Origin of the sequence: Sphingomonas hylomeconis (assembly GCF_025370105.1) — a bacterium.
GTDB lineage: Bacteria > Pseudomonadota > Alphaproteobacteria > Sphingomonadales > Sphingomonadaceae > Sphingomonas > Sphingomonas hylomeconis.
This window is the reverse complement of record NZ_JANQBK010000006.1, coordinates 1-26,075: the sequence shown is the minus strand read 5'-3', so window position 1 is coordinate 26,075 and position 26,075 is coordinate 1. Positions and strand designations below refer to the sequence as shown.

Here is a 26,075-nt window from a genome sequence, read left to right as displayed (position 1 = left end):
CATGCGCCGGATCGTCCTGGGGCTCGCGCTGGCCGCGCTGGGCAGCGTTTCGTCGGCGCAGGCCCCTGGCGGGCCCGTCACGCCCTATGTCGATCCGGGCAAGGCCTATCTCTTCGCGCACATGACCAAGGAGCATTACGGCGAGCTCTATTATTCGGTCAGTCTCGACGGGTTTCACTGGACGCGGCTCAATCGCGGCAAGCCCGTCTCGGCGGATTATCACGGCCATGCCTCGATCGCGCGGGGCGGGGACGGGCGCTATTATCTTGTCGGCAACAAGAGTGACGACGATCCGCTGATCCGCTTCTGGGTGTCCGACGATCTCGTCCGCTGGGCGCCGTTCGGCACTTACCGGCCCAATCTCGAGAACATCCCGGGCCACCCGCACACGCTGCCGCGGATCGGCGCGCCCAAATTGCTCTACGACGCGCCATCGCGCCAATTCCTGCTCAGCTGGCACACACCCAATCTCGACGGCGACGCGCAGGATCCCGAACGCTATTGGGGCAGCCAGCGCACGCTCTATGTGCAGTCGCCCGATCTCAAGACTTTTGCCCAGCCGCCGCGCCGGCTGTTCACCTGGGACATGGCGACGATCGACACGATCGTGCAGCCCAACGACAAGGGCGGCTATTGCGTCATCGTCAAGGACGAACGGTACCCATCCTATGCCTGGACCACCGGCAAGACGATCCGCATCAGCTGCGCGCCGAAGCTGCTAGGGCCCTATCCGCTGCCCGGCCCGCCGCTCAGCCCGAATTTCCGCGAGGCACCAACGATCGTGCGCGCGCCGAACAAGACCGACTGGCTGCTCTATTACGAGCAATATGCCGGCACGAGCTACGGCCTGTCGACCGCGCCGACACTGAACGGGCCATGGTATCAGGTGTCGGGCAATAGCGGCGTGCCCGAATGGAACCGCTACGACATGCCCGCCGGCACGCGCCACGGATCGATGATCGCGATCAGCCGCCGGCAGTATGACGAGATCCTGGCGGCCTATCCCGAGCGATAGCGCCGTCAGGGAAGGCGGCGGGCGGTTCGAATGAGGATCGGGGGCACGATCATCTGCCCCTTCATGACGCCCTCGCCAGCGGTAGCGGACGTCGGCGCGTCGAGAATGCGCGTGATCACGTCCATCCCGTCGACGACGTGGCCGAACGCGGCATAGCCGAGATTGTCGCCGGGCGCGGCCGGGTTGGCATCGAGCGCCGGCTGGTCGCCGACCATGATGGTGAAGTCGCCGCTCGCCGTGCCTGGGGCATAGCGCGCGACCGAGATCGTGCCGCTCAGATGCTTGATCCCGGTCTGCGTGGTCGGCTCGTGCTTGATCGGCGGAAGCACGCGCTTGGGCGCGTTCTGCACGCCGAACTGCACGAAGCCGAACGCCGGCCCGCCTTTGGCGGTGCGATAGAAGCCGATGCCGTCGAGCCGCTTCTGATCGACATATTTGAGGAAATTGGCGGTGGTGATGGGCGCATGCGTCTTGTCGAGCTCGAGCACGATGCGCCCCTCGGCGGTGTCGAGCGCCACACGAACCGTGACCGGCGGCGTCGGGGCGGGCGTCGGCACGGGGGTAGGCCCGGCCTGCAGGCCCAGAAGAAGGGCGACGATCACTTTAAGCATTCTGCTGCCTCTAACCTTGCGCGGCACCCCGGATGGTGCGCTCCTCCTCAACGGCTCTGGCGAGCTTGGCGCAGCCGGCGTGCGCGTACAAGCCTGCCGCGACGGCCTTTTATCGCGTGCCGGGCATCCCATGTTGCATGCCTGCCCCTGCGCACCCTAAAAGCGCGCGCAACGCCATCACGGACCAGATCTATGACCACGCACACCACCAAGATGCTCATTCTGGGTTCCGGCCCCGCCGGCCTGTCCGCCGCCATTTATGGGGCGCGCGCCGGCATGGCGCCGATCGTCGTGCAGGGCATCCAGCCGGGCGGGCAGCTGACCACCACGACCGACGTCGAGAATTACCCCGGCTTTCGCGATGTGATCCAGGGCCCCTGGCTGATGGAGGAGATGCAGGCGCAGGCCGAGCATGTCGGCACGCGGCTGATGTGGGACACGATCGTCGAGGTCGATCTGACCAGCCGGCCGTTCCGGCTGATCGGCGACGGGGGCGATGTTTACGAAGGCGACACCTTGGTCATCGCGACGGGCGCGCAGGCCAAGTGGCTCGGGCTCGACAGCGAGGATGCGCTCAAGGGCAAAGGCGTCAGTGCCTGCGCGACGTGCGACGGTTTCTTCTATCGCGGCAAGAAGGTCGCCGTGATCGGCGGCGGCAATACCGCGGTGGAAGAGGCGCTGTACCTCACCAATCATTCGCCCGACGTCGTGCTGATCCACCGCCGTGACAGCTTCCGCGCCGAAAAGATTCTGCAGGAGCGGTTGTTCGCGCATAAGGGCGTAACGGTGCTGTGGAACAAGGAAGTGGCCGAGTTCCTCGATGGTGGCGGCACGACCGGCCTCGTCGGGCTCGACCTGCGCGATACGGTGACGGGCGAGATGTCGCGCATCGATGTCGAGGGCGGGTTCGTGGCGATCGGTCATCATCCGGCGACCGAACTGTTCCGCGGCCATGTCGCGCTGGACGACGATCATTATATTGCGGTCGAGCCGGGCAGCACGCGGACCAGCGTGCCCGGCGTCTTCGCCTGCGGCGACGTGATGGACAAGGTCTATCGCCAGGCCGTCACTGCGGCCGGCACGGGCTGCATGGCGGCGCTGGACGCCGAACGCTTCCTGGCGGCGGCGGAATTCGACCATCTTGCCGTGGCGGCAGAATAATCACGCCAAAGCGGCGCGCAGGATCGATTCCAGCGCCGCCTGATCATCTCCGCGTGCGAAACTGTGTGACGCGGTGTCGATCATGTGGGTTGGTAGCGTGGTAACGCAGGCATCGACAAAGGCGATCGCGGTGGCATCGCCTTTGGCGAGCACGATCTCGATCGGCTTGCCGGCGGTTGCCAGGGCGCTGCCGAGCCTTGCTGCAAGGCGCGTCGCGTCTTCCGATGGCGTATCGGAAATCTTCGCCAAGCCCTTGGCAAGCTTGCGCAAGTCCACACCGCCCTTGAGCAGCCGCCAATAGGTGGCGGGATCCTTCAGCCGCTCGATATAGCGCGCGCGGATCGCGGCGGCGGGCGGCAGGTCGTCGGGCTGCTCGATCGTCCAGGGATTGGCGAGGACCAAGGCGTCGATCCCGGCGGCGGCGTGGAACAAGGCGAGCGCGGTGGCGGCGTCGCAATTGCCGAACCCGACGATACGGGCGAGATGCGGCGCCTCATGGCGGAAGGCGGCGACCGCGGCGGCCATGTCGTCGCCCGCCTGCTCGAAGCCTGTATTCTCGCCGGTCGAATCACCGATGCCGCGGCGATCGTAGCGGAAGACCGGCGTTCCCTCGGCGGCGAGACGAGCGGCGAGCAGCGCCATGCCGCGATGCGCGCCAATGCGGATCTCATTGCCGCCCGAGACGATCAGCAGGCCAGTGGTATTGGCGCCCGCATCCAACGTCCCGACCAGCGTCTCGCCTGCGCAGGGAAAGGCGATTACGCTGCGCATGTTGCGATCGAGGCGGCGATATCATCGGCGATCAGCACGGCAAGGGCTGGATCGTTGCCCGGCTCGGCACGGCGCCACAGCGGCGCGCCGGGAAATTTGACGTCGCCGGGCCGTCCGTCGCTGTCGAGCCGGGCGATGCGGCACGGGCCGACTGTCGAGGGGGCGGCGACGGTGAGGTCGGCGAGCAACTGACGGCTGATACGGTTGCCGGCCAAGGTGATCGGCGGGCCGGGCGGTGCGATCGTGCCAGCATCGGCCGGCACGCCATCCTCCTTCGCCGCGGCGAGGCGCGTGCGAAGCAGGTCACGCACCACGGCATTGCCGTCGATTGGCGCGAAATGGTAGCGGCTGGCGATTGCCGCGGTGGCATCGAGCAACGTCCCGCCGCGCACGCCGAAGGCGTGAATGCGATCGCGGCCGAGCGTCATGGCGCAGCCGGAAAAGGCTTCTTGCCAATTAGATAGCGTTGCGTGTTCAGTTTCCGTGAGAGAATCACCGGTGCCGGGCAGATCGGGCAAGGCACTGCCGATGCCGCGCTCAGCCAGCGCGCGGAGGATGGCGACGATGAACGAGCGGGTGCGATTGGCTTCCTCGAACAGCGGCATGGCGGCGATCACCACCGGGCCGGTCGTCGGGCCGAAGCGCAGCATCGCCTCGCTGCCACCCGACCAGCGATAGGTCGACGGTGTCACGCGGGTGTCCACTCGCCACTTGGCCGTTCCGCCATATTAATCCCCCCGGTGCGCCACGCTGTCGCCAGCGCAGCTTGCCGCAGGCCGGGCAGGGGAACAAGTCGTGTCGGCGGCAGGCTTAACCCACCGCCTTGCCGCTGGCGAAGCGGACCAGCGCGCCGAAAGTCTCGAGCATCTCGCCATCAACCTCGTCATCCTCGATCAGCACGCCGAGCCGTTCCTCGAGCTCGGTGAGCAGCCCGGCGACGGCCATCGAATCGAGCTCGGGCAGGGCGCCGAACAGCGGCGTCTCGCTGCGAAACGCATCGACGCGCTCTTGCGACAGGCCGAGCACGTCGCGGAGAACGGCGCGTACGGTGGCGTCGATCTGATCGATATCGTCTGGCAGCACGTCACGGACCCCTGTCTTTACGCTTTTGACGACATCGCGTTAGTGAGTGGCGATAGGGATGCCAAGCGTTGTGGTTGCGGTGCAGCATGCGCGCTGCGGCGGAACGTCCCAAAAGTGACAGCGGCGATGGCTTGGCTTGTCGCGGATCGGGCTTATCAGGGAAGGATGATCAAACTCGATCCCGTTCCCCTGCCGATCGATCATCTGCCCGGCCGTGGTGCCCGCGGCGACCTCGCGCTGCTCGACAAGGCCGGCAGCCTCGATTTCGCCGCGCTGGAACGGCTTACCGGGCAGACCGCGGCGTGGCTGGCGACGCTAGGCCTGGCGGCCGGCGATCGTATCGCATCCTGGCTGCCCAAGACCCGGCTGGCCTGCGTGCTGCCGATGGCGGCGCCGCGTGCCGGGCTGGTGCATGTGCCGATCAATCCGATGCTCAAGCGCGCGCAGGTCGCGCATATCCTGGCCGATAGCGGGTCGACCGTGCTGATCACGCAGGGAGCACGGGCGGAAACGCTTCACGAAGCGGACGTGCCGGCGGGATGCCGGTGCGTGGACGAGACGGCGGTGGCCTGCGCTGATGTCATGCCGGCATCTCGCGCAGATCCCGCCGCGCTGGCCGCGATCCTCTACACGTCGGGATCGACCGGGCGGCCCAAGGGCGTCATGCTGAGCCATGCCAATCTGTGGCTCGGTGCGATTTCGGTCGCTCATTATCTCGGGATCGCGGCAAGCGACCGCGTTCTCGGCGTGCTGCCGCTCAGCTTCGATTACGGCCAGAACCAGCTCTTTTCGACTTGGGCGGCCGGGGCCTGTTACGCCCCGCTCGATTATCTCACCGCGCGGGACGTGGTGAAGGCGGTCGAGCGGGTCGAGGCGACGACCCTGGCGGGGGTGCCGCCGCTCTGGGTGCAATTGCTGGAGGCGGATTGGCCCGCGGCGACGGCAGCACGGCTGCGGCGGTTGACCAATTCGGGCGGCGCGCTGACACCCCGGCTGATCCGTGGCCTGCGCGAACGCTTTCCCGCCGCCGATCTCTATCCGATGTATGGGCTGACCGAGGCGTTCCGCTCGACCTATCTCGCGCCTCATCTGGTCGATGCCCATCCCGATGCGATGGGGCGCGCGATCCCCTTTGCCGAGGTGATGGTGTCGAGGGCGGATGGTTCGCAGGCCGATCCCGGCGAGGCCGGCGAACTGGTCCATGCCGGGCCGCTCGTCGCACAGGGCTATTGGCGTGATGCCGAGCGCACCGCGTTGCGCTTCCGCGATGCACCGGCCTGGGCCGCGTCGGGCGGCAAGGCGGTATGGTCGGGCGACACGGTGGTAAAGGGCGCGGACGGGCTGTTCCGATTTGTCGGGCGCGATGACGAAATGATCAAATCGGCCGGCAATAGGATCAGCCCGACAGAGATCGAGGAGGCAGTACTGGCCGGCGGTGAAGTGCCCGAAGCGGTCGCGCTGGGCGTCGCGGATGCGCGGCTGGGACAGGCGATCGTGGTCGTCGCGCGCGGCGATGGTGCCGCCGAGCCGGCGTTGCGCGCGCGGCTGCGCCGCGACCTGCCGAGCTTCATGCAGCCCAGTCGCTACGTCTGGCTGGAGACACTGCCACGGAACTCCAATGGCAAGTTGGATCGCGCTGGGTTAAAGGCGGCCGTCGCCGATCTTTGATCGTATCCGCGAATAACTGGAACAAGAAGCGTCAATTCTATTTGACGCTTACCAGTGTCCTATCATAGCCTGCGCGATATGGACCGGTCGAACGCCTTTGGCATCGCTGCGCCGCTACCCGCCGCCCGCGACGTGCTCGAACTGCTCAAGCCGGTCACCTGGTTCCCGCCGATCTGGGCGTTCACCTGCGGGGTCGTCTCGTCGGGCGTGCCGATCGCCGAGCGCTGGCCGTTCCTGATTGCGGGGGTGCTGCTGACCGGCCCGTTGGTGTGCGGTACGAGCCAGGCGATCAACGACTGGTTCGATCGCCATGTCGACGCGATCAACGAGCCGCACCGTCCGATCCCCTCGGGGCGGATCGCCGGGTCGTGGGGGCTATGGATTGCGGTGATCGGCACCGCGCTGTCGCTGCTCGTCGCCTGGGCGACCGGGCCGCTGGTATTTGCCGCCACCTGCCTCGGCGTGGCTTGCGCCTGGGGCTACAGCGCGCCGCCGTTCCGCTTCAAGGTGAGCGGCATTTGGGGGCCGGCGGTGGTCGCGCTGACCTATGAGGGGCTGACCTGGTTTACCGGCGCCACGGTGATGGCGGGCGCCTGGCCCGGCGCCCCGGTGCTGATCGTGCTCGTGCTGTACAGCATCGGCGCGCACGGCATCATGACGCTCAACGATTTCAAGGCGGTGGAGGGGGATCGCGCGACCGGCCTGCGCTCGCTGCCGGTGCTGCTCGGCGTCGGCCCCGCCGCGCGGGTCGCCTGTGTGGTGATGGCGGTGCCGCAGATCGCGGTGATCGCCTTACTGTGGGGATGGGGGCATCACGCCGTCGCCGCAATCGTTGCCCTGCTGCTGCTCGGGCAGATCGCGCTGATGCGGCGGCTGTTGCGCGATCCGCTGGCCAATACGCCATGGTATAATGCTACCGGGACCAGCCTGTATGTGCTGGGTATGCTCGCCGCGGCGTTCGGCCTTGGCGGGGTGGCCGGGTTGTGAGCGCCGCGCCGCTCGGCTGGCCCGGCATCGTCCGCCTCGGGATGGTGCAGAGCGCGATCGGCGCGATCGTGATGCTGGCGACATCGCTGCTCAACCGCGTCATGGTGGTCGAATATGCGCTGCCCGCCGCGCTGCCGGCAGCGCTGGTGGCGTGGCATTATGCCGTGCAGCTGACCCGCCCGGCCTGGGGGCACGGCTCGGATCGCGGGCGGCGCCGCACGCCGTGGATCGTTCTGGGCATGGGCACGCTGGCGCTCGGGCCTCTGCTGGCCGTCGATGCACTGGCGTTTTTTGCAACCCGATCCGTCGCCGCTCTGCCGCTGGCGATCCTTGCCTTTGCAATGATCGGCGCCGGCGTCGGCGCGGCGGGCACGTCGCTGCTCGCCTTGCTGGCTACCAGCGTCGCGCCGGCGCGGCGCGCGGCGGCCGCGGCGATCACCTGGATCATGATGGTCGCCGGCATCGCCGTCACTGCGGGCGTCACCGGCGCGCTGATCGACCCCTTCTCGCTGCAGCGGCTGGCGATCGTCGCCAGCGGCGTCGCGGGCGTGGCGTTTAGCGTCGCGATGCTGGCGATTTGGGGTGTCGAGCGCCGCCCGCTGCTCGTCGCGCCGACCGAGGAGAGGCCGCTGCCGTCCTTCGGCGCGGCGCTGGGCGAGATGCTCACCGATGCCGAGGCGCGCCGCTTCACGCTGTTCGTGTTCCTGTCGATGCTGGCCTATGCGATGCAGGATCTGATCCTCGAGCCGTTCGCCGGCCTGCTGTTCGCATTCACTCCCGGCCAATCGACGCAGCTGTCCGGCGTGCAGCATGGCGGCGTGCTGCTCGGCATGATCCTCGTTGGGGTCGGTGGCAGCGCGTTCGGGGGTGCGCGGCGCGGTCACCTGCGGCCGTGGATCGTCGCCGGCTGCATCGGTTCGGCCGCCGCGCTGCTTGGCCTGGCGCTGGCCGCGAGCGCCGGGCCCGGCTGGCCACTTGCCGCCAATATCGCCCTGCTCGGCTTTGCCAATGGCGTGTTCGCGGTCGCTGCGATCGGCGCGATGATGGCCTTGGCCGGCGCCGGCGGCGGCGGTCGCGAAGGGATCCGTATGGGCGTGTGGGGCGCAGCGCAGGCGATCGCCTTCGCGCTTGGCGGGCTGATCGGTGCGCTGGGGGTGGATATCGGCCGCGCGCTCGGCGGCTCAGCCAGTGCGACGTTCGGCGCGGTATTCGTCGGCGAGGCGTTGTTGTTCCTGCTCGCCGCGGCGCTGGCCTTGCGCATGCCATCGCACGGCAGTCGTCCGGTTGCGGTGCGCGAGGCGACAGCGTGACGACCTATGACTGCATCGTGGTGGGCGGTGGCCCGGCCGGCGCGACGGCGGCAACCGAACTCGCCCGCGCCGGCCGCTCGGTGCTGCTGCTCGACCGCGGCGGGCGAATCAAGCCGTGTGGCGGCGCGATTCCGCCGCGCCTGATCCGCGATTTTGCCATCCCCGATCACCTGATCGTGGGCCGCGCCGTCGTCGCGCGGATGATCGCGCCGTCCGGGCGCACGATCGACATGGCGGTCGATCCGAGCGGCGCGGGCGGGCATGTCGGCATGGTCGATCGTGAAACGTTCGACGCGTGGTTGCGCGCGCGCGCAGCAGGCGCCGGCGCGGACCTGCGAGTCGGGACGGTCGATGGAATCGAGCGCGATGCCGAGGGCTCCCTCCAGGTCTGCTACACCGACGGCGGCGGGGCGGAACGGCGCGTCCGCGCCCGCAGCGTGATCGGCGCCGATGGCGCGCGGTCGCGCATTGCCCGCATCGCGCTGCCCCGACACAGACCCGGCCCTTGCGTGTTTGCCTATCACGAGGTGATCCGCACACCTGCAATCGACGATGCCGCTTTCGATCGCGGCCGCTGCGACGTCTTCTATCAGGCGGCTGTCTCGCCCGATTTCTATGCCTGGATCTTCCCGCATGGCGATACTGCGAGCATCGGGGTGGGCAGCGCGCAGAAGGGCTTCGGCCTGCGCGCCGCGACCGGGCAGCTCCGCGCGCGCGTCGGGCTGGAGCAGTGCGAGACGCTGCGCCGCGAAGGTGCGCCGATCCCGCTTCGCCCGTTGCGCCGATGGGACAATGGCCGCGACATACTGCTCGCCGGCGATGCCGCCGGGGTGGTCGCGCCGGCCTCGGGCGAAGGGATCTATTATGCCATGGTCTCCGCCCGCCATGCCGCCGTGGCCGTTGCCGAGTTTCTCGCCACCGGCAATGCCAAGGCGCTGGCCAGCGCGCGGAAGCGCTTCATGCGCGAACATGGGTTGGTGTTCCAGGTGCTCGGGATCATGCAGTATTTCTGGTACAGGAACGACCGTCGCCGCGAACGGTTCGTCGCGATGTGCGCGGATCGCGACGTCCAGCAATTGGTCTGGCAGGCCTATCGCGAAAAGCAGCTGAGCTATGCCCGGCCGCTTGCCTATACGCGGATCTTCTTCAAGGATCTGCGCCATCTGTTGCAGACCGCGAACTGAGCGGATGGGGCGGGTCTGGATCTTTCCCGTATTCATCGCCGCGATGCTGGCGGGCAGTGTCGCGCTGCTCGGCGCAACGATCACCGATACCGGCACCTGGTATCAGGCGCTGGCCAAGCCCGGCTGGGCGCCGCCCGATGCGGCGTACGGCGTGGCGTGGACCGCGATCTATGCCTGTACGGCGCTGGCCGGAGTTACCGCCTGGCTCGCCATGCCATCGTGGCGCGCGCGCGAATGGCTGCTCGGGCTGTTTGCGCTCAACGGGTTTCTCAACATCCTGTGGAGCCTGCTGTTTTTCCGCCTCCACCGCCCGGACTGGGCAGCGATCGAGGTCGTCGTCTTGTGGCTGTCCGTCGCCCTGCTGGTGGCGATCACCGGGCGGCGGTCGCGCTTCGCGGCGGCGCTGCTGCTACCCTATCTGCTGTGGGTGGGGTTTGCCGGCTACCTTAACTGGACGATCGTCCAGCTCAACGGGCCGTTCGTCTGACCTGGTTGTTCGCCAGCGGCCATGCCGTCGATATCGTGCTGCTGGTGATCGCGCTCGAGTTCGCCTGGCTGGTCGCGCGCGGCTGGCGCTGGGGCGACGCCATGCTGCGGCTCGGCCCCGGCGTGCTGATGCTGCTGGCACTGCGCGGTGCGCTGATCGGCCTCGACTGGCGCTGGATCGCGCTGCCCCTGTTGCTGTCCTTGCCCGTTCATCTCGCCGATCTCGCCCGGCGCCGCTGACCCGGCGGCATCGCCGCCGCCGGGCGCCGTGGTCAGGAATTGGCCTGGAGATAGGCGATCACGTCGGCGCGCTTCTGCGGGTCGGGGAAGCCGGGGAAGATCATCTTGGTGCCCGGCACGATGCGTTGCGGACCCTCGAGATATTGGAACAGCTTTTCGGGCGTCCAGGTGATGCCGCTATTCTTGTTGGCCGCCGAATAGTTGAACCCGGCGATCGTGCCCGCCTTGCGCCCGACCACCGCGTGCAGCGAGGGGCCGATCTTGTTGACCCCGGCCTCCACCGCATGACAGGTCTGGCAGGCGACGAAGGCCGTTTTGCCCTTCGCGGCATCGCCGGTATAGGCGGCAAGCTTCACGCCGGTCAGCGTATCGACATTGTCCGGGGCAGGGGCTGCAGCAGCGGGCGCGGCGGCAGCGGGTGCGGCCGGGGCTTCCGGCGTTGCCGCGACCTCGGCCGGCATGGTGTCGGCGCTGCTTTGCTCCGGTGCCTTTTTGGAACAGGCCGCCAGCGCCAGCGCCGATACCGCAACGCACAGCGTAAGATGGCTAAAACGAGCCGTCGATCTTGCTTTCATGTCCGCGCTCCTCACCTCGCCGCCGCTAGCGGCATGCTCTGCCACTACCGGGCTAGTGTCCAATAATATTTACGGCGGCAACTATCCAGTGCAAAAGCGAAGTATGGGTCGTCATCGCCGGCCGAGCAGCGCCGATACCGACCAGATCGCAAAGCCACCCAGCGCCAGCGCACAGCCGACCCACCCGGTCGAGGTCCAGCCATATCCCGCCGCGATCGCCATGCCGCCGAGCCATGGGCCGAGTGCGTTGGCCGTGTTGAAGGCGGAGTGGTTGAGCGCTGCGGCCAGCGTCTGCGCATCGCCGGCGACATCCATCAGTCGCGTCTGCAAGACGGTACCCAGCGCGCCACCGAGCCCGATCGCGAAGACGCACAGCGTCACCGCCCAGATATTGTGCGCGGCGACCGTGTAGAGCGCGAGCGTGGCGGCCGACCATAACAGCAATAGCCCGGCGGTCGGCATAAGCGCCTTGTCGGCAAAGCGCGGGATGAGCAGATTGCCGGCGGTCATGCCGACACCAAACACCGCCAGCACCACCGGCACCATCACCGCCGACACGCCGGTCACGGCCATCAGCGTCGAGCTGAGATAGGTATAGACCGAGAACAGCCCGCCGAAGCCGATCGCGCCGATCCCCAGCGTGAGCCAGACCTGGCCCTTCTTCAGCGCGCCCAGTTCGCGCAACGGGCTGGCATCGGCATCCGGCGTGTCGTTCGGCACGATCAGCAGCGCGAGGAGCGCGGTGATCAGCGCGAGCACGGCGACCACGCCGAAGCCCCAGCGCCAGCCGAACGCCTGGCCGAGCCAGTTTGCCGCCGGCACGCCGATGATCGTCGCGACGGTCAGCCCGAGCATCACGCGGCCGACCGCCAGCGTGCGCCGCTCGGGCGCGACGAGCGACGCGGCGACCAATGCGGCAACGCCGAAATAGGCGCCGTGCGGCAGGCCGCTCAGGAACCGGAACACCAGCATCGACGGATAGGACGGGGCCAGCGCGGACAAGCCATTGGCTAGCGCGAAGACCAGCATCAGCCCGATCAGCAGCGTGCGCCGCGCCACGCGAGCGGAGAGCACCGCGATTAGCGGCGCGCCGACCACGACGCCCAAGGCATAGGCGCTGATCACATGGCCGGCGGTCGGCTCGCTGATGTGCAGGTCCTTGGCAAAATAGGGCAGCAGGCTCATCGTCGCGAATTCCGTCGTGCCGATGGCGAAGCCGCCGACGGCAAGCGCGAAATGGACGAGGCCGACGGGCGCGGCCGGGCGTGGCGGGGCCGCGGGGGTGGGGAGGGACAAGGGGTAAGCTCCTGGATCCGCCGCCGGGCATCGGCAACGGGCCATCATGCAGCCTCTCCGGAACGTACGGGGTTGATCCGCGCGCCGGGAGCCATACAAGCCCCGGCCGAACAGGCCAGCACATTTTGCCGCCACGCTATCCGGAGACCGTTATGCGCCTGCCAGACCTGACCGTACCCAGCATCGCCATTGCCGGTAGCAGCGATCGTTTCCCCGTGCGCCGGATCTATTGTGTGGGGCAGAATTACGCCGATCACGCGCGCGAAATGGGGTCCGACCCGGCGCGGCAGGAACCGTTTTTCTTCTCCAAGCCGTCGGACGCCGTGGTCGCCAGCGGCACCAGCCTGCCATTCCCAACCTGCACCGCGGATCTGCACCATGAGGTCGAACTGGTCGTCGCGCTGGGCGCAGGCGGCAGCGATATTGCGGTGGCGGACGCCGCGGCGCTGATCTTCGGCCATGCGGTGGGCATCGATCTCACGCGGCGCGACCTGCAGGCGACGGCCAAGAAAGCGGGCCGGCCGTGGGACATGGCCAAGGGCTTTGATCGTTCGGCGCCGATCGGGCCGCTCGCGCCCGGCGCACCGCCGGCGCACGGCGCGATCGCGCTCACGGTGAACGGCGATCCACGGCAGGCGGGCGATCTTTCAGACATGATCTGGAGCGTGCCTGAAATCGTCGCCAAGCTGTCCGAATTCGTTGAACTGGCACCCGGCGACTTGATCTTCACCGGCACGCCCGCCGGCGTCGGCCCGATCGCGCGCGGCGACACGGTCCGCGCTACCATCGCCGGCATCGCGCCGGTCGAGGTGACCTTTGCCAAGTAAATCGGCCCCGCCCGCCGGCCTGCTGCGCAATGCGGCATTGTTCCTCGATTTCGACGGCACGTTGGTCGAACTCGCTGCCCGGCCCGAACTGGTGGCGGTCGATGCACGGCTCGCCAGCCTGCTGGAAAGGCTCGCGAAAACGCTGTCCGGTCGCGTCGCCATCGTCAGCGGCCGCCCGGTCGCGGGCATCGTCGGCCTGTTCGGGCCGCTGCCGCTGACCATCGCCGGCAGCCACGGCCTGGAGGTGCGCTGGCACGACGGAACGAAAACGCTGCCGGAACGTCCGGGCGCTCTCGATCGTATCCTCTCCGACATGAAACACTTCGCAACCGCAACATCCGGCCTGTTGGTCGAGGAAAAACCGTTCGGCGCGGCGCTCCATTACCGCGCGGCACCCGACATGCATGATGCCGCCCATGCGCTCGCGCGATCGCTCGCCGCGGAAACCGGCCTGCATGTGCAGACCGGCAAGATGATGGTCGAACTCAGGCTTGGCGGCGCGGACAAGGGCACGGCGCTGCACCGGTTGATGGAGCGATCGCCGATGGCGGGGCACCGCCCGATATTCCTGGGGGATGACGATACTGACGAGCCGGCAATGGTGGCGGCGGAAGCGCTTGGTGGTGCCGGCATCCTAGTCGGCGAGGCGCGGCCGAGCAGCGCAAGCTATCGCCTGCCCGGCGTCGCAGCGACGCTCGACTGGTTGGAAGCCGCCTGCGAGCACGCGGCATGAGTTCGGTGGATCTGTGGCCGATCGGCAATTGCCAGGTCAGTGCGCTCGTCGATCGCGCCGGCCGGTTCGTGTGGGGCTGCGTCCCGCGGATCGATGGCGACCCCGTCTTTTCCGCGCTGCTCGGCGGCGACGATCCGGAGCGCGGCTATTGGGGGATCGAGATCGAGGATAGCGTCAGCGTCGAGCAGCATTATGTGCGCAACACGCCGATTCTGATCAGCCGCCATACCGACGCCAGCGGCAATGCGATCGACGTGATCGATTTCTGCCCGCGCTTCGAACGGCTCGGGCGCAGCTACCGCCCGGTCGCCTATGCGAGGATCGTTCGCCCGGTGGCGGGCAGCCCGCGCATCACGGTCCGGCTCAAGCCGACCTGCGGCTGGGGCGGCGGCTGCGGCGAGAAGACGGGCGGATCGAACCATATCCGCTTCCTGATGCCCGATATGGCGCTGCGGCTCAGCACCACCGCGCCGACCGGCATGGTGGCGGAAGAGCGCACGTTCCGGCTCGAGCGGCCATTGCACTTCTTCCTTGGGCCCGACGAGAGCTTCGCCGGCGATCTCGCCGCGACACTCGACACGATGCTCGCCGATACCACGCTCCACTGGCAGGAATGGGTCCGCGGCCTGGCGATCCCGCTTGAATGGCAGGACGTGGTAATCCGCTCCGCGATCACGCTCAAACTGTGCCAGCACGAGGAAACAGGCGCGATCGTCGCGGCGATGACCACGTCGATTCCCGAACATGCCGATTCCGGGCGCAACTGGGACTATCGCTACTGCTGGATCCGCGATGCCTATTATACGGTGCAGGCGCTCAACCGGCTAGGCGCGCTCGACGTGCTGGAGGGCTATCTCGGCTATCTGCGCAACATCGTCGACGACGCCGCGGGTGGCCATATCCAGCCGCTCTACGGCGTGCTTGGCGAAGCGACGCTCGAAGAATGGGTCGCGCCCGATCTTCCGGGCTATCGCGGCATGGGGCCGGTGCGCGTCGGCAATCAGGCCTATGAGCAGATCCAGCACGATGCCTATGGCCAGATCGTGCTCTGCGCGGTCCATGCCGTGTTCGACACACGGCTGTTCCGCATGGCCGGTGTGGAGGATTTCGAAGCGCTCGAGCGCGTCGGCGAACGCGCCTGGCAGAATTACGACGAGCCCGATGCCGGTCTGTGGGAATTGCGTACGCGTCAGAGCGTGCACACGTATTCCTCGGCGATGTGCTGGGCGGCGTGCGATCGTCTGGCCAATGCCGCAGGCGCACTGGCTTTGCCCGAGCGGAAAATCTTCTGGCAGGATCGCGCCGACCGGATCCGCGCGCATATCGAAAGCGCCGCCTGGCGCCCCGATACGAAGCGCATGTCGGCGACGTTTGCCGGCGACGATCTCGACGCCAGCGTGCTGCAATTGCTCGATTTGCGTTTCCTGGAGCCGGATGATCCCCGCTTCCTGGATACGCTGAAGGCGGTCGAGGAGGGCTTGCGGCGTGGCTCGTTCATGCTGCGCTATGCGATCGAGGACGATTTCGGCCTGCCCGAAACCGCGTTCAACGTGTGCACCTTCTGGCTGATCGAGGCGCTGCACTTCACCGGCCGCACCGCCGACGCCCGCGCGCTGTTCGAGGAGATGCTCGACCGCCGCACTGCGGCCGGGCTGCTGTCCGAGGACATCGATCCGGCGACCGGGGAATTGTGGGGCAATTATCCGCAGACCTATTCGCTGGTCGGGATGATCAACTGCGCGGCATTGCTGAGCAAACCATGGAGTGCGATCCGATGAGCCGGCTGGTCATCATCTCGAACCGCGTATCCGCCCCCAAGGGATCCGAATCCGGTGCACAGGGCGGTCTCGCGGTCGCGCTCTCCTCGGCGCTGCGGCAATATAGCGGCGTATGGTTCGGCTGGTCGGGCGAACGCACCGATACGTTCACCGGCGACATCCATTTCCAGCGCGACGACGGCGTCACCACCGCGACGATGGATCTGGAGGATCAGGACATCGACGAATATTATAACGGCTACGCCAACCGCACCTTGTGGCCGCTCTTCCACTACCGCGTCGATCTCGCGGAATATGAGCGCGAATTCGCGGGCGGTTATCAGCGCGTCAACGAGCGTTTTGCCGAAACGGTGTCGCCGCTGATCGAGCCCGAGGACGTGGTGTGGATCCAGGATTACCACCTCTTCCCCTTGGGCGACGAGCTGCGCCGGCGCGGCTGCGAGAACCGCATCGGCTTCTTCCTTCACATCCCGTGGCCGCCGCGGCGGCTGCTGTCGATCCTGCCCGAGGCGCAGGAACTGGTGCGGCGGCTGTTCGCCTATGACGTGATCGGGTTCCATACCGGGGAATGGCTCGACTCCTTCCTCGATTTCGTGACGCTCGAAATGGGCGCGAGCGTCGACGGCGATGTCGTCACGCTGGGCACGCGCAGCGTGCGCGTGCTGGCCTGTCCGATCGGCATCGACACGCCCGAATTCGTCGATCTCGCGCGCAGCGTCACCGCGCGCCTGTCCTATCGCCGCACGCGCGACAGCGCGGATGGGCGCGACATGATCGTCGGGGTCGACCGGCTGGATTATTCGAAGGGGCTCGAAGAGCGTTTTCTCGGCTATGAACGCTTCCTCGTCGAGCATCCCGAGGAACGCAAGGAAGTGTTCCTGCTGCAGATCGCGCCACCGTCGCGTGGTGCCGTTGGCAGCTATCAGCGCATCCGCAACACGCTGGAAGGCCTGTCGGGGCGGATCAACGGCGCCTATGCCGATGTCGATTGGGTGCCGATCCGCTACGTCAACCAGGGCTATGGCCGCGATACACTGGCCGGCATCTATCGCGCCGCCAAGATCGGCCTCGTCACGCCGCTGCGCGACGGCATGAACTTGGTTGCCAAGGAATATGTCGCCGCGCAGGATCCGGAGGATCCCGGCGTGCTGATCCTGTCGCGTTTCGCCGGCGCGGCGGCGCAGCTGACCGAGGCGATCCTGGTCAATCCGTACAGCGCGGAGGAGGTGGCGGACGCGATCCTGATCGCGTTGCGCATGGACCGCGCCGAGCGCATCCGGCGCTGGCGCGCCTGCATGGATTCGATCGAGACGCAGGACATCAATTGGTGGCGCCAGCAATTCCTCGACGCGCTCATGCTGCCTTTGTCGGTGGCCAATCCCGAGGGGTGATCCCGGCGGCGCGGCATCGGCCTAGTCCCGCGCGATATCCTGCCAGCCGCCGCCCAGCGCCTTGAACACGTCGACCTGGCGATCGACCAGCAAGGCATCCGAGGCGGCGAGATTGGCCTGCGCCGTGGTCAACGCGGCCTGCGCGGTGAGCAACGACAGGAAATCGGTGCGCCCGAAACGATAGAGTCGGTTGGCCTGGTCGGCCGCGGTGGCGGCGCTGGCCTGGGCGCGCGACAGCGCGGCGTTGCGATCGGCTTCGCGGGCATAAGCGGAAAGGGCGGACTCGGTCTGGCGCAGCGCCTCCAGCGTAGTGGCGTCGAATTGCGCCAGTGCGGCATCCGCGGCGGCGCCGGCCTGGGCGATCTGCGCGTGCACGATCGGGCGGTTGGGGAAGCTCCAGCTGATCAGCGGGCCGAGGCCGAGATGGAAGGCATTGCCCGAGCCGAGGCTTGACACCGGGCCGCTGAAGCCGGCCGAACCGCCCAGGCTGACCTGCGGATAGAGGTTCGCGGTGGCGACCCCGATCCGCGCGGTCGCGGCGGCCAGCGTGCGCTCGGCGGCGCGGATGTCGGGGCGGCGGCGGATCAGCGCCGCGCCGTCGCCGATCGGCAGCGCGCGCCGCATCGTCGGCGGCTTGGCGCATGCGGTCATGTCCGGCGGAAAAGCGGCCGGCGCCCGGCCCATCAGCGTGGCCAGGCGATAGAGCGCGGCGGTGCGCGTCGCGATCGTCGTCGGGATCAATGCGGCGCTCTGCTCGACCGCGGAGCGCGCGCGGGTCACGTCGAAGGCGGTGCCGCGCCCGCCGCGTTGCAGGCGTTGCGTCACGTCCAGCGTGCGGCGCTGCAGCGCCAGCACGCGGTTGTTGGCGGCGAGCACCATGTTGGCGGTGCACGCGGTCGCATAGCTGCGCGCGACTTCCGCCGCGACGGTCACGCGGACATTGTCGCGCGCTGCGGCGACCGCCTCGGCGTCGCCCTGTGCCGCCTCGATCGCGCGCGCGATCCGTCCGGACAGATCGAGCGGATAGGCCAGCGCCAGGCCGAGATTGTAATCGAGCACGCCGGGCAGGCTGGCGCCGTTCGTGGCCGAACGATCCAGCGATGTCCCGCCGCTGAGCCCGGTCGATAGCGTGCGGCCGGCCGCGACTTCCGCCACCACCGCATCGGCGCGGCGCAAGTTCGCGTCCGCCGCGCGCAGATCGGCATTGGCCGCCAGCGCCTCGGTTACGAAGCCGTCGAGCCGCGCGTCGCCGTACAATTCCCACCACCGGTCGGGCAGCGGTGCATCGACGAATGCCTTCTCTCTCCCGCTGGCAAACTCCCCCTGTGCGGCAGGCAGGTTGACGACGGCACGGTCGGGCAGGGCATAGTTCGGCCCGGCGGTCGTGCAGCCCGCCAGCAGCAGCGCCAGCGCCGCAGCGCTCCGCGCGCGCATCACCCCGCGCATCACGACGCCACCTGCGGCTTGACCGTGACGGTGGCGGTGCGGCCAACGATCAGCTGCACGCCCTTGGGCACGCGCAACAGTTTCACCCGCACCGGGATGCGCTGCGCCAGCCGCACCCAGTTGAACGTCGGGTTGACGTTGGGCAGCAAGTTGCTGGTGTTGGTGCGTTCGCTGTCGTTGATCCCGGCGGCGATGCTGTCGACGCGCCCGTGCAGCGCCTGATCCTCGCCCATCAGATGGACGACCACCGGATCGCCGACATGGATGCCGCCCAGCTTGGTTTCCTCGAAATAGCCCTCGACGCGCAGCGAATCGGTATCGACCAGCGCCATCGCCTGCGTGCCGGCGGCGATATAGTCGCCGGGATGGAGATCGAGGTTGGTGACGGTGCCGTGGACGGTGGCCCGGACGGTGGTCCGCGCAAGGTTGAGCGCGGCGGTGGCGCGCGTGCTGCGCGCCTGCGCCAGCGCCGCCGCGGCGGTCGCGACGCGCGCGACATTCTGCTCGTGCGTTTCCGCCGCGACGAGATCGCCGAGCGCCAGATCGCGCTGCGACTCGCGCCGCGCCTGCAACAGCGTGGCCCGCGCGCTGGCGATCGCGGCATCGGATTGCGCCAGCGTCAGCTCGAAGCGCGGGCGATCGACCACGAACAGCACGTCGCCGGGTTTCACCGCCTGATTGTCGCGCACCGCGACCTGCGTCACCAGCCCGGCGACGTCGGGCGTCACGCGCACGATATCGGCGCGGATCCGTCCGTCGCGCGTCCAGGGATCGACCTCGTAGCGGCGCCACAGCCACAGTGCGACGACGATCGCCAGCACGACGATCAGGATGGTGGCGGCGGCGCGGCCGAGCGAAGCGTAGAGCGGTTTCATGACAGCAATCCGAAGTGGCTGGTCAGCAGCGATGCCAACCCGAGCATGAGGAAGAACAGCGCGAGATCGACCAGCGGCCGATAGGCGACGAAACGATAGAAGCCGATATGGGTCAGCAAACGCGTGACGATGAGGGTCAGCACCGTGGCGCCGATCGCGAGCAGCAACAGGGTGGGGAAATAGACCCCGCCGAGCGAGATTTCACCGGTCATGGCAGCACCTGTGCATAAGGGGCGGCGGCGGGAAACAGATTACGCCGCAGCGAAGTGAGGGCAAGCACGGCGCGGCGGCGCAGATCGGCGGTCTCGCTCTGCGCCAGCCGGGTCAGCGCATGATCGATCCCGGCGAGCAATTCGGGCTCGGGCGGCGCCGGGCGGTGCGGCAGCAGCGCGCGGTAATGCGCCGCGACGCCGCGCAGCACCGGCGTGATCGTCGCGCCGTCGGCCGGCGATCCGTCGATCCGCAACTGGCGCAGCTCGCCCACCGTCACGCCGACGCGCAGATCGGTCAGCGCGTCGAGCAGCGGCTTGCCCGGATCCTGGCCCTGTGCGGCGAGGCGCGGCGCGAGCAACCCGATCCGGTCGAGCATCCGGCTCACCCAGCCATTGGCATCGGGCGGCCCAGGCAGGTCGCTGCGCGCCGCCAGTTCGCGCCAGCCGGCACGGATCAGTCGCCGCGCGCTGCTGTCCGCGCCGATCGTCTGGAACAGCCCCACCGTCACCACCGCGAACAGCGTGCCGATCAACGTGGAAACGCCGGTATTGAGGAAGGAATCGAAACTGGCGCCGAACCGGTCGTTGAGTCCAACCGAGTTGAGCCCGGTGAGCATCGCGCCCAGCATCAGCAGCATCCAGCGCGGCCGCGCGAGGAACATGCCGCCGAGCAGGAGCGCCGGCGCCAGCAGCGCTGCCAGCGTGACGAAATCGGTCGCCCGCGGCAGGATCACGAAGGCATAGAGTCCCGCCACGACCAGCCCCAGAATCGAGCCGTAGAAAAAGGTGCGGATCATCGGCGCGGGATCATCGCTATTGCCGAACAGCGCGCAGCAGACGCCGGCGATCAGCACCGCGCCGGCGCCGTCGGGCCAGCCGGTGGCGATCCAGAAGGTCGAGCCGAGCAGGATCGTCGCGACCGTGCCCGCCGCCGCGCGCAGCGCGATGCCGCGATCGCGGTGCAGCGGCCGCCGCCGGCCGCGCGCGAGCAGCTCGCGTACCGCGTCGCTGACCGGCGTCCGCGTGGCCGACCATAATTGGTCGCGCAGGTCGCGGCAGTTGCGATGCGCCGCGATCAGGTCGGCAAGGCGCGCCAGCAGGCTTAGCCGCAGTGCGTCGCGCCATGCCAGATCGTCCGTCACGTCGGGTTCCAGCGCGCGCGCGCGATCGATCAGCGCTTGGGCGGTGGCGGCGCGGCCGTCGTCCTGCGGCACGGCGAGCCAGGCGCGGACGTCCTCGATCAGCGCGACCGCCGCGGGGCGCGGCGCATGGCCGGCACGCGCCAGTTCGACGATCCGGTCGTCGATCGCGCTGGCCAGCGGCAGCACCATCGACAATTGTTCCTGCAGCGCGCGCAGCGTGCGTACGCGCGGCAGCAGCCGGGCGGTATCGAACGGCAGGTGGATCGACAGCTGGTGCAGCTCGTTGATGTCGAGCGCCAGCCGCCGGCGATCGCGATCGAGCGTCGCATCGCCGGCAGTGGCCAGCGAATCGCGTGACCAGCGCTCGGCATCGGCGAGGATCGCATCGACCCGCGCGAGCAGGGTCGCGGTCACCGTTTGCGGAAATACCAGGCCGTGCACCAGGCTGGCGCAACCGATCCCGATGATGATCTCTTGCACGCGCAGTGTGGCGGTCAGGAATACCGAGCCGGGCGCGAGCACCGAGGGAAAGCCGATGATGCTCGCGGTATAGCCGGCGAGCAGGAAGATGTACGCGCGCGGCGTCCGATCGAGCAGCGAGATGTACAGGCACAGGCCGAGCCACAGCGCGAGCGCCGCGACCAGCAGTTCCGGCGCGTTGACCAGATTGGGCACCAGCACCACCGCCGCGACCCCGCCGAGCACCGTGCCCAGCACGCGGAACACCGCCTTTGACAGCACCGCGCCTGCCAGCGGCTGCGCGACGATATAGGCGGTGGTCACCGCCCAGAACGGGCGAGTCAGGCCGATCCGCAGCGCGACATAATAGGCCAGCATCGCGGCAACGAAGCATTTGAGGGAGAACAGCGCCTCGCGCGTGCCGAACCGTTCGAGGATCATTTGACACGCTCCTGCATGAAGCGGGCGCCAAGCCGCTCGGCCACGCTGAGTGCGGTTGCAAGATCGCGATCGGTGACGTCGCCGAGCATTTCCTGGCGCAGCGCGGCGAAGCGCGCTTCGATCGTCTCGACCAGCGCCCGGCCACGATCGGTCAGCCGGATCCGGCTGACCCGGGCATCGTTCGCGTCGCGCAGGCGTTCGACCAATTGCGCGGCGACCATCTGGTCGGCCAGCCGCACCAACGATGCCGCGCTGATCTCGAGCGCGGCGGCAAGGTCGGTCTGCCGGATCGCGTCACCCGAGCGGCCGACCTGCACGAGCGCCCAGCCGAGCGAGGCGGACACGCCCATGTCGCTCAGCGCGCGATCCGCCGCTTGGCGCCACAGCCGGGCGAGCGGCAGCAGCGTACGGGCATAGGATGCTTCGAGCGAGAGTCGGGGTGATTTCATTAGCGTGCTAAGTAATGTCCCGGTCGTGTGCTGCAATGCACCATTGGAACGATCGCCGAATTGCAATGTTTCCATCTTGTTGCCAAACGATGGCCGGCACGTGATTGCCTCGGCGCTGTCCGGGGTTCAGTAGAACCGCCGACCGCCGGTCGAACGACCGGGGCAGCAGATCCGGAGAGGCCCACCAGGCCGGGCGCGCGCGTCGCCCGACGCTTCGGAAAGACAGTAATGAGATTGCGTCGACGGGGCCTGGCCTCGATCAACAGCGAAGTCCGCGATGGTATCCTGCCCGCGGCCGATGGCATCGCCCGCGTTCCCGCCGATCCCCGGGCGGAGGGTCACACGCCGCGCAGCTACCGCGTGACCGCTTTGATCATCGCCTGCGCGCTGTTCATGGAGCAGATGGACGCGACGATCCTGTCGACTGCCTTGCCCACCATGGCGCGCGATTTCGGCGTGCCAGCGACCAATATGAGCGCGGCGCTGACCTCCTATCTGCTCGCGCTGGCGATCTTCATCCCGGCCAGTGGCCGGCTGGCCGACCGGTTCGGATCCCGCACCGTGTTCCGCGCGGCGATCCTGATCTTCGTCGCGGGATCGGCGCTGTGCGGGATCGCCACCAGTCTGCCGCTGATGATGGGCGCGCGCTTCGTCCAGGGGTTGGGCGGGGCGATGATGATCCCGATCGGGCGTCTCGTGCTGCTGCGCAGCGTGGCCAAGGAGGATATGGTCTCGGCGATGTCGTGGCTGATCATGCCGGCGCTGATCGGGCCGATCCTGGGACCGCCGGTCGGCGGCGCGATCGTCACCTATCTCGACTGGCGCTGGATCTTCTACCTCAACCTGCCGATCGGCCTGCTCGGCATCGTGTTGGTCACGCGCTATATCGAGGACGTCCGCGCCGACGGGCCGGTGCGGTTCGATGCCTGGGGCTTCGTGCTGTCCGGCATCGCGCTCGGCTGCCTGCTGTTCGGCTTCGAAATGACCAGCCGCACGGGCGAATTGCCCGCGGCGCTTTTGCTGATCGCGATCGGTGCGCTCGCCGGCTGGGCCTATCTGCGCCATGCGCGGCGGCGGCCGGATCCGATCCTCGATCTCACGCTGATGGCGATACCGACCTTCCGCCTTTCGTTGATCGCCGGCTCGCTGACGCGCATCACGCAGGGCGCGCAGCCCTTCCTGCTGCCGATGATGCTGCAATTGGGCTTCGGCATGACCGCTGCGGCGAGCGGGCTGATCACCATCGCCGGTGCGATCGGATCGCTGATGATGAAGGGGCTGGCGCCGCGCATCCTGCGCAAATGGGGGTTCCGGCGCAGCCTGATCGTCGGCGGGCTGGGCGGCAGCGCCGGTTATGCGGTGTGCGGTCTGTTTCGCCCCGATTGGCCGATCGCGCTGATCTTCGCGATCCTGATGATCTCGGGCTTCTTCATGTCGTTCCAATTCTCGGCCTATAACACGATCGCCTATGACGAGGTGCCGAGCAGCCGGATGAGCGCGGCGACCAGCTTTTACGCGACGTTCCAGCAACTGATGCTGTCACTCGGCATCTGCGTCGGCGCGGCGGCGCTGCACGTCGGCATGCTCGGCTCGGGCCATGCGCGCCCAAGCCTGGCCGATTTCACGCTGGCATTCATGGTCGTGACCCTTGTCTCGGCGGCGGCGACGATCTGGAACCGGCGGTTTGCCGCCGATGCCGGCGCTGAGCTCAGCGGGCACCGCTAGCGCGAGCGGACAACGCGGCGCGGGCGCTATGCAGCGCCGCTGCTTTGCTGCAATAGACGCCACCGATTCCAACTGGACCCGCCCCATTCGTCAGATCGCCGCCCTTCCGTACCGCACCGCCGGCACCGCCACCGACGCGACCGTCCGCGTCATGCTCGTCACCTCGCGCGGCACCGGCCGCTGGGTGATTCCCAAGGGCAATATCGATGCCGGGATGGCGCCGCACGCCGCCGCGGCGGGCGAGGCGGAGGAGGAGGCTGGCGTGTGCGGCGCGGTATGCCCGACCCGGCTCGGCAGCTATCGCTATCGCAAGCGGCGCAGCAACGGCGCGTCGCTGATGGTCGATGTCGATGTCTTTCCACTCGCCGTGACGCGCGAACTGGACAGCTGGAAAGAGCAGGAACAGCGCGAGCGGCGCTGGTTTTCGCTGGCCGAAGCCGCTGCGGCGGTCGACGAGCCCGACCTGCGCGATCTGATCCGCTCGTTTGCCACCGCCGAATTCACTGCCGCTGCGCGGCGCACCACCATGCTCGGCACCGTCGCCGAGCGATCGAAAGTAGGATCCATGTTCGCCTGGTTTCAGCGTCTGCTCCCCAAGACGGGGAATTTCTTCGAGATGTTCGAGGCGCATGCCCGCACGATCGTCGCCGCCGCCGATGCTACCGCGCGGATGCTCGAAGGCGGCGCGGCCGCGCCTGATCATATCCGCGAGATCATCGAGCGCGAGCATGATGCCGACGAGATCACCCGCAATGTGCTGCAGACGGTGCGCAAGACCTTCCTCACGCCGTTCGATCGTGCCGCGATCACCAGCTTGATCGGCGCGATGGACGATACGGTAGACGAGATGCAGGCCGCCGCGCAGGCGATCGATCTGTACGACGTGACCGACATTTCCCCCGAGATGAAGGACATGGCGGCGATTATCGTCGATGCCGCCCGCGTCGCGTCCGAGGCGATGCCACTGCTGCGCGATGTCGCGCGCAACGGCGAGCGGCTGCACGAGCTGACCGAGCGGCTGGTGCGGATGGAGAGCCATGCCGACGAGATTCACGCTGCCGGGCTCAAGCGCTCGCTGCAGGAACATGGCACGAGCGATACGCTGCGCTTCGTGATCGACCGCGAGATCTACAAGCATCTCGAACGGATCGTCGACGCGTTCGAGGATGTCGCCGACGAGATCGACGGCATCGTCATCGATCATTCCTGACCCGCATTAAGCCATGCATCAACTCGCCTTTCCGCTGCTCGTCGGGCTGATCATCGTCGCGCTGGCGTTCGATTATCTCAACGGCCTGCACGACGCGGCCAATTCGATCGCCACCGTCGTCGCGACGCGCCTGCTCTCGCCGGTCAAGGCGGTGCTGTTCGCCGCGGTGTTCAATTTCGCGGCCTATTTCCTGACCATCGCCTTTCCGAGCCTGCACGCGGTCGCCGATACGATCGGCAAGGGTCTGATCGACAAGGATCTGATCACTCCGGCGGTGATCTTCGGCGCGCTCGGCGGGGCGATGTTCTGGAACGTGGTGACCTGGATCAGGGGCATCCCCTCGTCGAGTAGCCACGCTTTGGTCGGCGGAATGATCGGATCAGGCGTCGCGCATGCCGGGATTAGCGGCATCCAATGGGCCGGGCTCAACAAGACGCTGATCGCGATCGTGCTGTCGCCGACGATCGGCATGTTCCTCGCAATGCTGGTGATGCTGGCGTCGAGCTGGGCGCTGCACCGCGTGAGCGCCAGCCAGGCCGAACGCAGCTTCCGCGTGCTGCACTTGGTCTCTTCGGCCGCCTATTCGCTCAGCCATGGGCTCAACGATGCGCAGAAGACGATGGGGATCATCACCGTCCTGCTCTATTCCACCGGATATCTTACCGGGCCGTTCGCGGTGCCGCACTGGGTCGCGATCAGCTGCTACGTTGCGATCGCGCTGGGCACGATGACCGGCGGCTGGAAGATCATCGAGACGATGGGCTCGCGCATCACCAAACTGTCGCAGCATCAGGGCTTCAGCGCGTCGCTGGCCGGATCGATCGTGCTGTTCATCGCCTCCGCGCTGGGCATCCCGGTATCGACCACGCACACCATCACCGGTGCGATCATCGGCGCCGGGACCGCGCGCCGCGCGTCGGCGGTGCGCTGGGGCGTGGCGCGCGGCGTGGTGGTTGCGTGGCTGATCACGATCCCCGCCTCCGCCGCGGTCGGCGCGCTG

26 protein-coding genes are annotated in these 26,075 nt (G+C 67.9%); 15 read left to right on the top strand and 11 right to left on the bottom strand.

The window, feature by feature from the left end:
- The first annotated feature begins 1 nt into the window (after position 1).
- Complete coding sequence (locus NV401_RS10395; protein ID WP_261294359.1) at positions 2–1,015, top strand: glycoside hydrolase family protein; 1,014 nt, start codon at positions 2–4, stop codon at positions 1,013–1,015.
- 5 nt (positions 1,016–1,020) lie between these two features.
- Here NV401_RS10395 and NV401_RS10390 read toward each other — a convergent pair whose 3' ends face one another.
- The gene (locus tag NV401_RS10390) at positions 1,021–1,626 is read right to left on the bottom strand and encodes a peptidylprolyl isomerase (RefSeq protein WP_261294358.1); all 606 of its coding nucleotides are present in this window, start codon (positions 1,624–1,626) and stop codon (positions 1,021–1,023) included.
- Positions 1,627–1,818: 192 nt separating this feature from the next.
- Between NV401_RS10390 and trxB the strand changes: the two genes are divergently transcribed.
- Complete coding sequence (gene trxB / locus NV401_RS10385; RefSeq protein ID WP_261294357.1) at positions 1,819–2,787, top strand: thioredoxin-disulfide reductase; 969 nt, start codon at positions 1,819–1,821, stop codon at positions 2,785–2,787.
- Here trxB and NV401_RS10380 read toward each other — a convergent pair whose 3' ends face one another.
- The 3 genes from NV401_RS10380 to NV401_RS10370 form a co-directional block, all read right to left on the bottom strand.
- Positions 2,788–3,558, bottom strand: a complete 771-nt coding sequence (locus NV401_RS10380) for a hydrolase 1, exosortase A system-associated (protein ID WP_261294356.1) — start codon at positions 3,556–3,558, stop codon at positions 2,788–2,790.
- Positions 3,546–4,250 carry an alpha/beta hydrolase family protein gene (locus NV401_RS10375; RefSeq protein ID WP_261294355.1) on the bottom strand — a complete coding sequence of 235 codons (705 nt, stop codon included), beginning with the start codon at positions 4,248–4,250 and terminating at the stop codon, positions 3,546–3,548. Before NV401_RS10375 ends, NV401_RS10380 begins: the two co-directional genes overlap by 13 nt.
- 118 nt (positions 4,251–4,368) lie before the next feature.
- A complete protein-coding gene (locus NV401_RS10370; RefSeq protein ID WP_261294354.1) occupies positions 4,369–4,641 on the bottom strand; it encodes an acyl carrier protein in 273 nt (90 codons plus the stop codon).
- Between the two features lie 165 nt (positions 4,642–4,806).
- On the opposite strand from NV401_RS10370, the gene NV401_RS10365 reads away from it, so the two are divergent.
- From NV401_RS10365 to NV401_RS10340, 6 genes are all read left to right on the top strand, one after another.
- Positions 4,807–6,309 carry an AMP-binding protein gene (locus NV401_RS10365; RefSeq protein ID WP_261294353.1) on the top strand — a complete coding sequence of 501 codons (1,503 nt, stop codon included), beginning with the start codon at positions 4,807–4,809 and terminating at the stop codon, positions 6,307–6,309.
- Positions 6,310–6,387: 78 nt separating this feature from the next.
- Entirely contained in the window at positions 6,388–7,296 is a 909-nt protein-coding gene (chlG, locus tag NV401_RS10360; protein ID WP_261294424.1) for a chlorophyll synthase ChlG, read from the top strand.
- A complete protein-coding gene (locus tag NV401_RS10355; RefSeq protein ID WP_261294352.1) occupies positions 7,293–8,606 on the top strand; it encodes a BCD family MFS transporter in 1,314 nt (437 codons plus the stop codon). Before chlG ends, NV401_RS10355 begins: the two co-directional genes overlap by 4 nt.
- Complete coding sequence (locus tag NV401_RS10350; RefSeq protein ID WP_261294351.1) at positions 8,603–9,790, top strand: geranylgeranyl diphosphate reductase; 1,188 nt, start codon at positions 8,603–8,605, stop codon at positions 9,788–9,790. Before NV401_RS10355 ends, NV401_RS10350 begins: the two co-directional genes overlap by 4 nt.
- 4 nt (positions 9,791–9,794) lie before the next feature.
- Positions 9,795–10,277, top strand: a complete 483-nt coding sequence (locus NV401_RS10345; protein WP_261294350.1) for a TspO/MBR family protein — start codon at positions 9,795–9,797, stop codon at positions 10,275–10,277.
- Between the two features lie 5 nt (positions 10,278–10,282).
- Positions 10,283–10,516: a hypothetical protein gene (locus NV401_RS10340; RefSeq protein WP_261294349.1), complete on the top strand. Its 234-nt coding sequence runs from the start codon at positions 10,283–10,285 to the stop codon at positions 10,514–10,516.
- A gap of 32 nt (positions 10,517–10,548) precedes the next feature.
- On the opposite strand, the gene NV401_RS10335 is transcribed toward NV401_RS10340, so the two are convergent.
- Together NV401_RS10335 and NV401_RS10330 are read right to left on the bottom strand one after the other, a co-directional pair.
- The gene (locus NV401_RS10335; protein WP_261294348.1) at positions 10,549–11,091 is read right to left on the bottom strand and encodes a c-type cytochrome; all 543 of its coding nucleotides are present in this window, start codon (positions 11,089–11,091) and stop codon (positions 10,549–10,551) included.
- A gap of 111 nt (positions 11,092–11,202) precedes the next feature.
- On the bottom strand, positions 11,203–12,387 hold the full coding sequence (locus tag NV401_RS10330) for an MFS transporter (RefSeq protein ID WP_261294347.1): 1,185 nt from the start codon (positions 12,385–12,387) through the stop codon (positions 11,203–11,205).
- A 152-nt stretch (positions 12,388–12,539) separates the two neighbouring features.
- Here NV401_RS10330 and NV401_RS10325 point away from each other — a divergent pair, with 152 nt between their 5' ends.
- Genes NV401_RS10325 through NV401_RS10310 form a run of 4 tightly spaced genes read left to right on the top strand, consistent with a single transcriptional unit; the run spans position 12,540 to position 17,116 of the window.
- Positions 12,540–13,214: a fumarylacetoacetate hydrolase family protein gene (locus tag NV401_RS10325; protein ID WP_261294346.1), complete on the top strand. Its 675-nt coding sequence runs from the start codon at positions 12,540–12,542 to the stop codon at positions 13,212–13,214.
- The gene (otsB, locus tag NV401_RS10320; protein ID WP_261294345.1) at positions 13,204–13,947 is read left to right on the top strand and encodes a trehalose-phosphatase; all 744 of its coding nucleotides are present in this window, start codon (positions 13,204–13,206) and stop codon (positions 13,945–13,947) included. Before NV401_RS10325 ends, otsB begins: the two co-directional genes overlap by 11 nt.
- On the top strand, positions 13,944–15,725 hold the full coding sequence (locus NV401_RS10315) for a glycoside hydrolase family 15 protein (protein WP_261294344.1): 1,782 nt from the start codon (positions 13,944–13,946) through the stop codon (positions 15,723–15,725). The genes otsB and NV401_RS10315 overlap by 4 nt, the downstream gene beginning before the upstream one ends.
- A complete protein-coding gene (locus NV401_RS10310; RefSeq protein ID WP_261294343.1) occupies positions 15,722–17,116 on the top strand; it encodes an alpha,alpha-trehalose-phosphate synthase (UDP-forming) in 1,395 nt (464 codons plus the stop codon). Before NV401_RS10315 ends, NV401_RS10310 begins: the two co-directional genes overlap by 4 nt.
- 21 nt (positions 17,117–17,137) lie before the next feature.
- On the opposite strand, the gene NV401_RS10305 is transcribed toward NV401_RS10310, so the two are convergent.
- Genes NV401_RS10305 through NV401_RS10285 form a run of 5 tightly spaced genes read right to left on the bottom strand, consistent with a single transcriptional unit; the run spans position 17,138 to position 22,140 of the window.
- Positions 17,138–18,550 (bottom strand): efflux transporter outer membrane subunit, encoded by a 1,413-nt coding sequence (locus NV401_RS10305; protein ID WP_261294342.1) that lies wholly within the window; start codon positions 18,548–18,550, stop codon positions 17,138–17,140.
- An 11-nt stretch (positions 18,551–18,561) separates the two neighbouring features.
- A complete protein-coding gene (locus tag NV401_RS10300) occupies positions 18,562–19,437 on the bottom strand; it encodes an efflux RND transporter periplasmic adaptor subunit (protein WP_261294341.1) in 876 nt (291 codons plus the stop codon).
- Positions 19,434–19,649: a DUF1656 domain-containing protein gene (locus NV401_RS10295; RefSeq protein ID WP_261294340.1), complete on the bottom strand. Its 216-nt coding sequence runs from the start codon at positions 19,647–19,649 to the stop codon at positions 19,434–19,436. Before NV401_RS10295 ends, NV401_RS10300 begins: the two co-directional genes overlap by 4 nt.
- Complete coding sequence (locus tag NV401_RS10290) at positions 19,646–21,691, bottom strand: FUSC family protein (protein ID WP_261294339.1); 2,046 nt, start codon at positions 21,689–21,691, stop codon at positions 19,646–19,648. Before NV401_RS10290 ends, NV401_RS10295 begins: the two co-directional genes overlap by 4 nt.
- A complete protein-coding gene (locus tag NV401_RS10285) occupies positions 21,688–22,140 on the bottom strand; it encodes a MarR family winged helix-turn-helix transcriptional regulator (protein ID WP_261294338.1) in 453 nt (150 codons plus the stop codon). The genes NV401_RS10290 and NV401_RS10285 overlap by 4 nt, the downstream gene beginning before the upstream one ends.
- A 228-nt stretch (positions 22,141–22,368) precedes the next feature.
- Here NV401_RS10285 and NV401_RS10280 point away from each other — a divergent pair, with 228 nt between their 5' ends.
- The 3 genes from NV401_RS10280 to NV401_RS10270 form a co-directional block, all read left to right on the top strand.
- Positions 22,369–23,865: an MDR family MFS transporter gene (locus tag NV401_RS10280; RefSeq protein WP_261294337.1), complete on the top strand. Its 1,497-nt coding sequence runs from the start codon at positions 22,369–22,371 to the stop codon at positions 23,863–23,865.
- 28 nt (positions 23,866–23,893) lie between these two features.
- Entirely contained in the window at positions 23,894–25,075 is a 1,182-nt protein-coding gene (locus NV401_RS10275; protein WP_261294336.1) for a DUF47 family protein, read from the top strand.
- 13 nt (positions 25,076–25,088) lie between these two features.
- Positions 25,089–26,075: inorganic phosphate transporter (locus NV401_RS10270; RefSeq protein WP_261294335.1), on the top strand; the 987-nt coding region annotated here is incomplete at its 3' end.

Excerpts from the sequence above, each read along its gene's own strand:
- NV401_RS10395 (WP_261294359.1), top strand. The coding sequence starts at position 2 with ATGCGCCGGATCGTCCTGGGGCTCGCGCTGGCCGCGCTGGGCAGCGTT.
- NV401_RS10390 (WP_261294358.1), bottom strand. The coding sequence starts at position 1,626 with ATGCTTAAAGTGATCGTCGCCCTTCTTCTGGGCCTGCAGGCCGGGCCT.
- trxB (WP_261294357.1), top strand. The coding sequence starts at position 1,819 with ATGACCACGCACACCACCAAGATGCTCATTCTGGGTTCCGGCCCCGCC.
- NV401_RS10380 (WP_261294356.1), bottom strand. The coding sequence starts at position 3,558 with ATGCGCAGCGTAATCGCCTTTCCCTGCGCAGGCGAGACGCTGGTCGGG.
- NV401_RS10365 (WP_261294353.1), top strand. The coding sequence starts at position 4,807 with ATGATCAAACTCGATCCCGTTCCCCTGCCGATCGATCATCTGCCCGGC.
- chlG (WP_261294424.1), top strand. The coding sequence starts at position 6,388 with ATGGACCGGTCGAACGCCTTTGGCATCGCTGCGCCGCTACCCGCCGCC.
- NV401_RS10345 (WP_261294350.1), top strand. The coding sequence starts at position 9,795 with ATGGGGCGGGTCTGGATCTTTCCCGTATTCATCGCCGCGATGCTGGCG.
- NV401_RS10335 (WP_261294348.1), bottom strand. The coding sequence starts at position 11,091 with ATGAAAGCAAGATCGACGGCTCGTTTTAGCCATCTTACGCTGTGCGTT.
- NV401_RS10325 (WP_261294346.1), top strand. The coding sequence starts at position 12,540 with ATGCGCCTGCCAGACCTGACCGTACCCAGCATCGCCATTGCCGGTAGC.
- NV401_RS10315 (WP_261294344.1), top strand. The coding sequence starts at position 13,944 with ATGAGTTCGGTGGATCTGTGGCCGATCGGCAATTGCCAGGTCAGTGCG.
- NV401_RS10310 (WP_261294343.1), top strand. The coding sequence starts at position 15,722 with ATGAGCCGGCTGGTCATCATCTCGAACCGCGTATCCGCCCCCAAGGGA.
- NV401_RS10305 (WP_261294342.1), bottom strand. The coding sequence starts at position 18,550 with ATGCGCGCGCGGAGCGCTGCGGCGCTGGCGCTGCTGCTGGCGGGCTGC.
- NV401_RS10300 (WP_261294341.1), bottom strand. The coding sequence starts at position 19,437 with ATGAAACCGCTCTACGCTTCGCTCGGCCGCGCCGCCGCCACCATCCTG.
- NV401_RS10295 (WP_261294340.1), bottom strand. The coding sequence starts at position 19,649 with ATGACCGGTGAAATCTCGCTCGGCGGGGTCTATTTCCCCACCCTGTTG.
- NV401_RS10290 (WP_261294339.1), bottom strand. The coding sequence starts at position 21,691 with ATGATCCTCGAACGGTTCGGCACGCGCGAGGCGCTGTTCTCCCTCAAA.
- NV401_RS10285 (WP_261294338.1), bottom strand. The coding sequence starts at position 22,140 with ATGAAATCACCCCGACTCTCGCTCGAAGCATCCTATGCCCGTACGCTG.
- NV401_RS10280 (WP_261294337.1), top strand. The coding sequence starts at position 22,369 with ATGAGATTGCGTCGACGGGGCCTGGCCTCGATCAACAGCGAAGTCCGC.
- NV401_RS10275 (WP_261294336.1), top strand. The coding sequence starts at position 23,894 with ATGCAGCGCCGCTGCTTTGCTGCAATAGACGCCACCGATTCCAACTGG.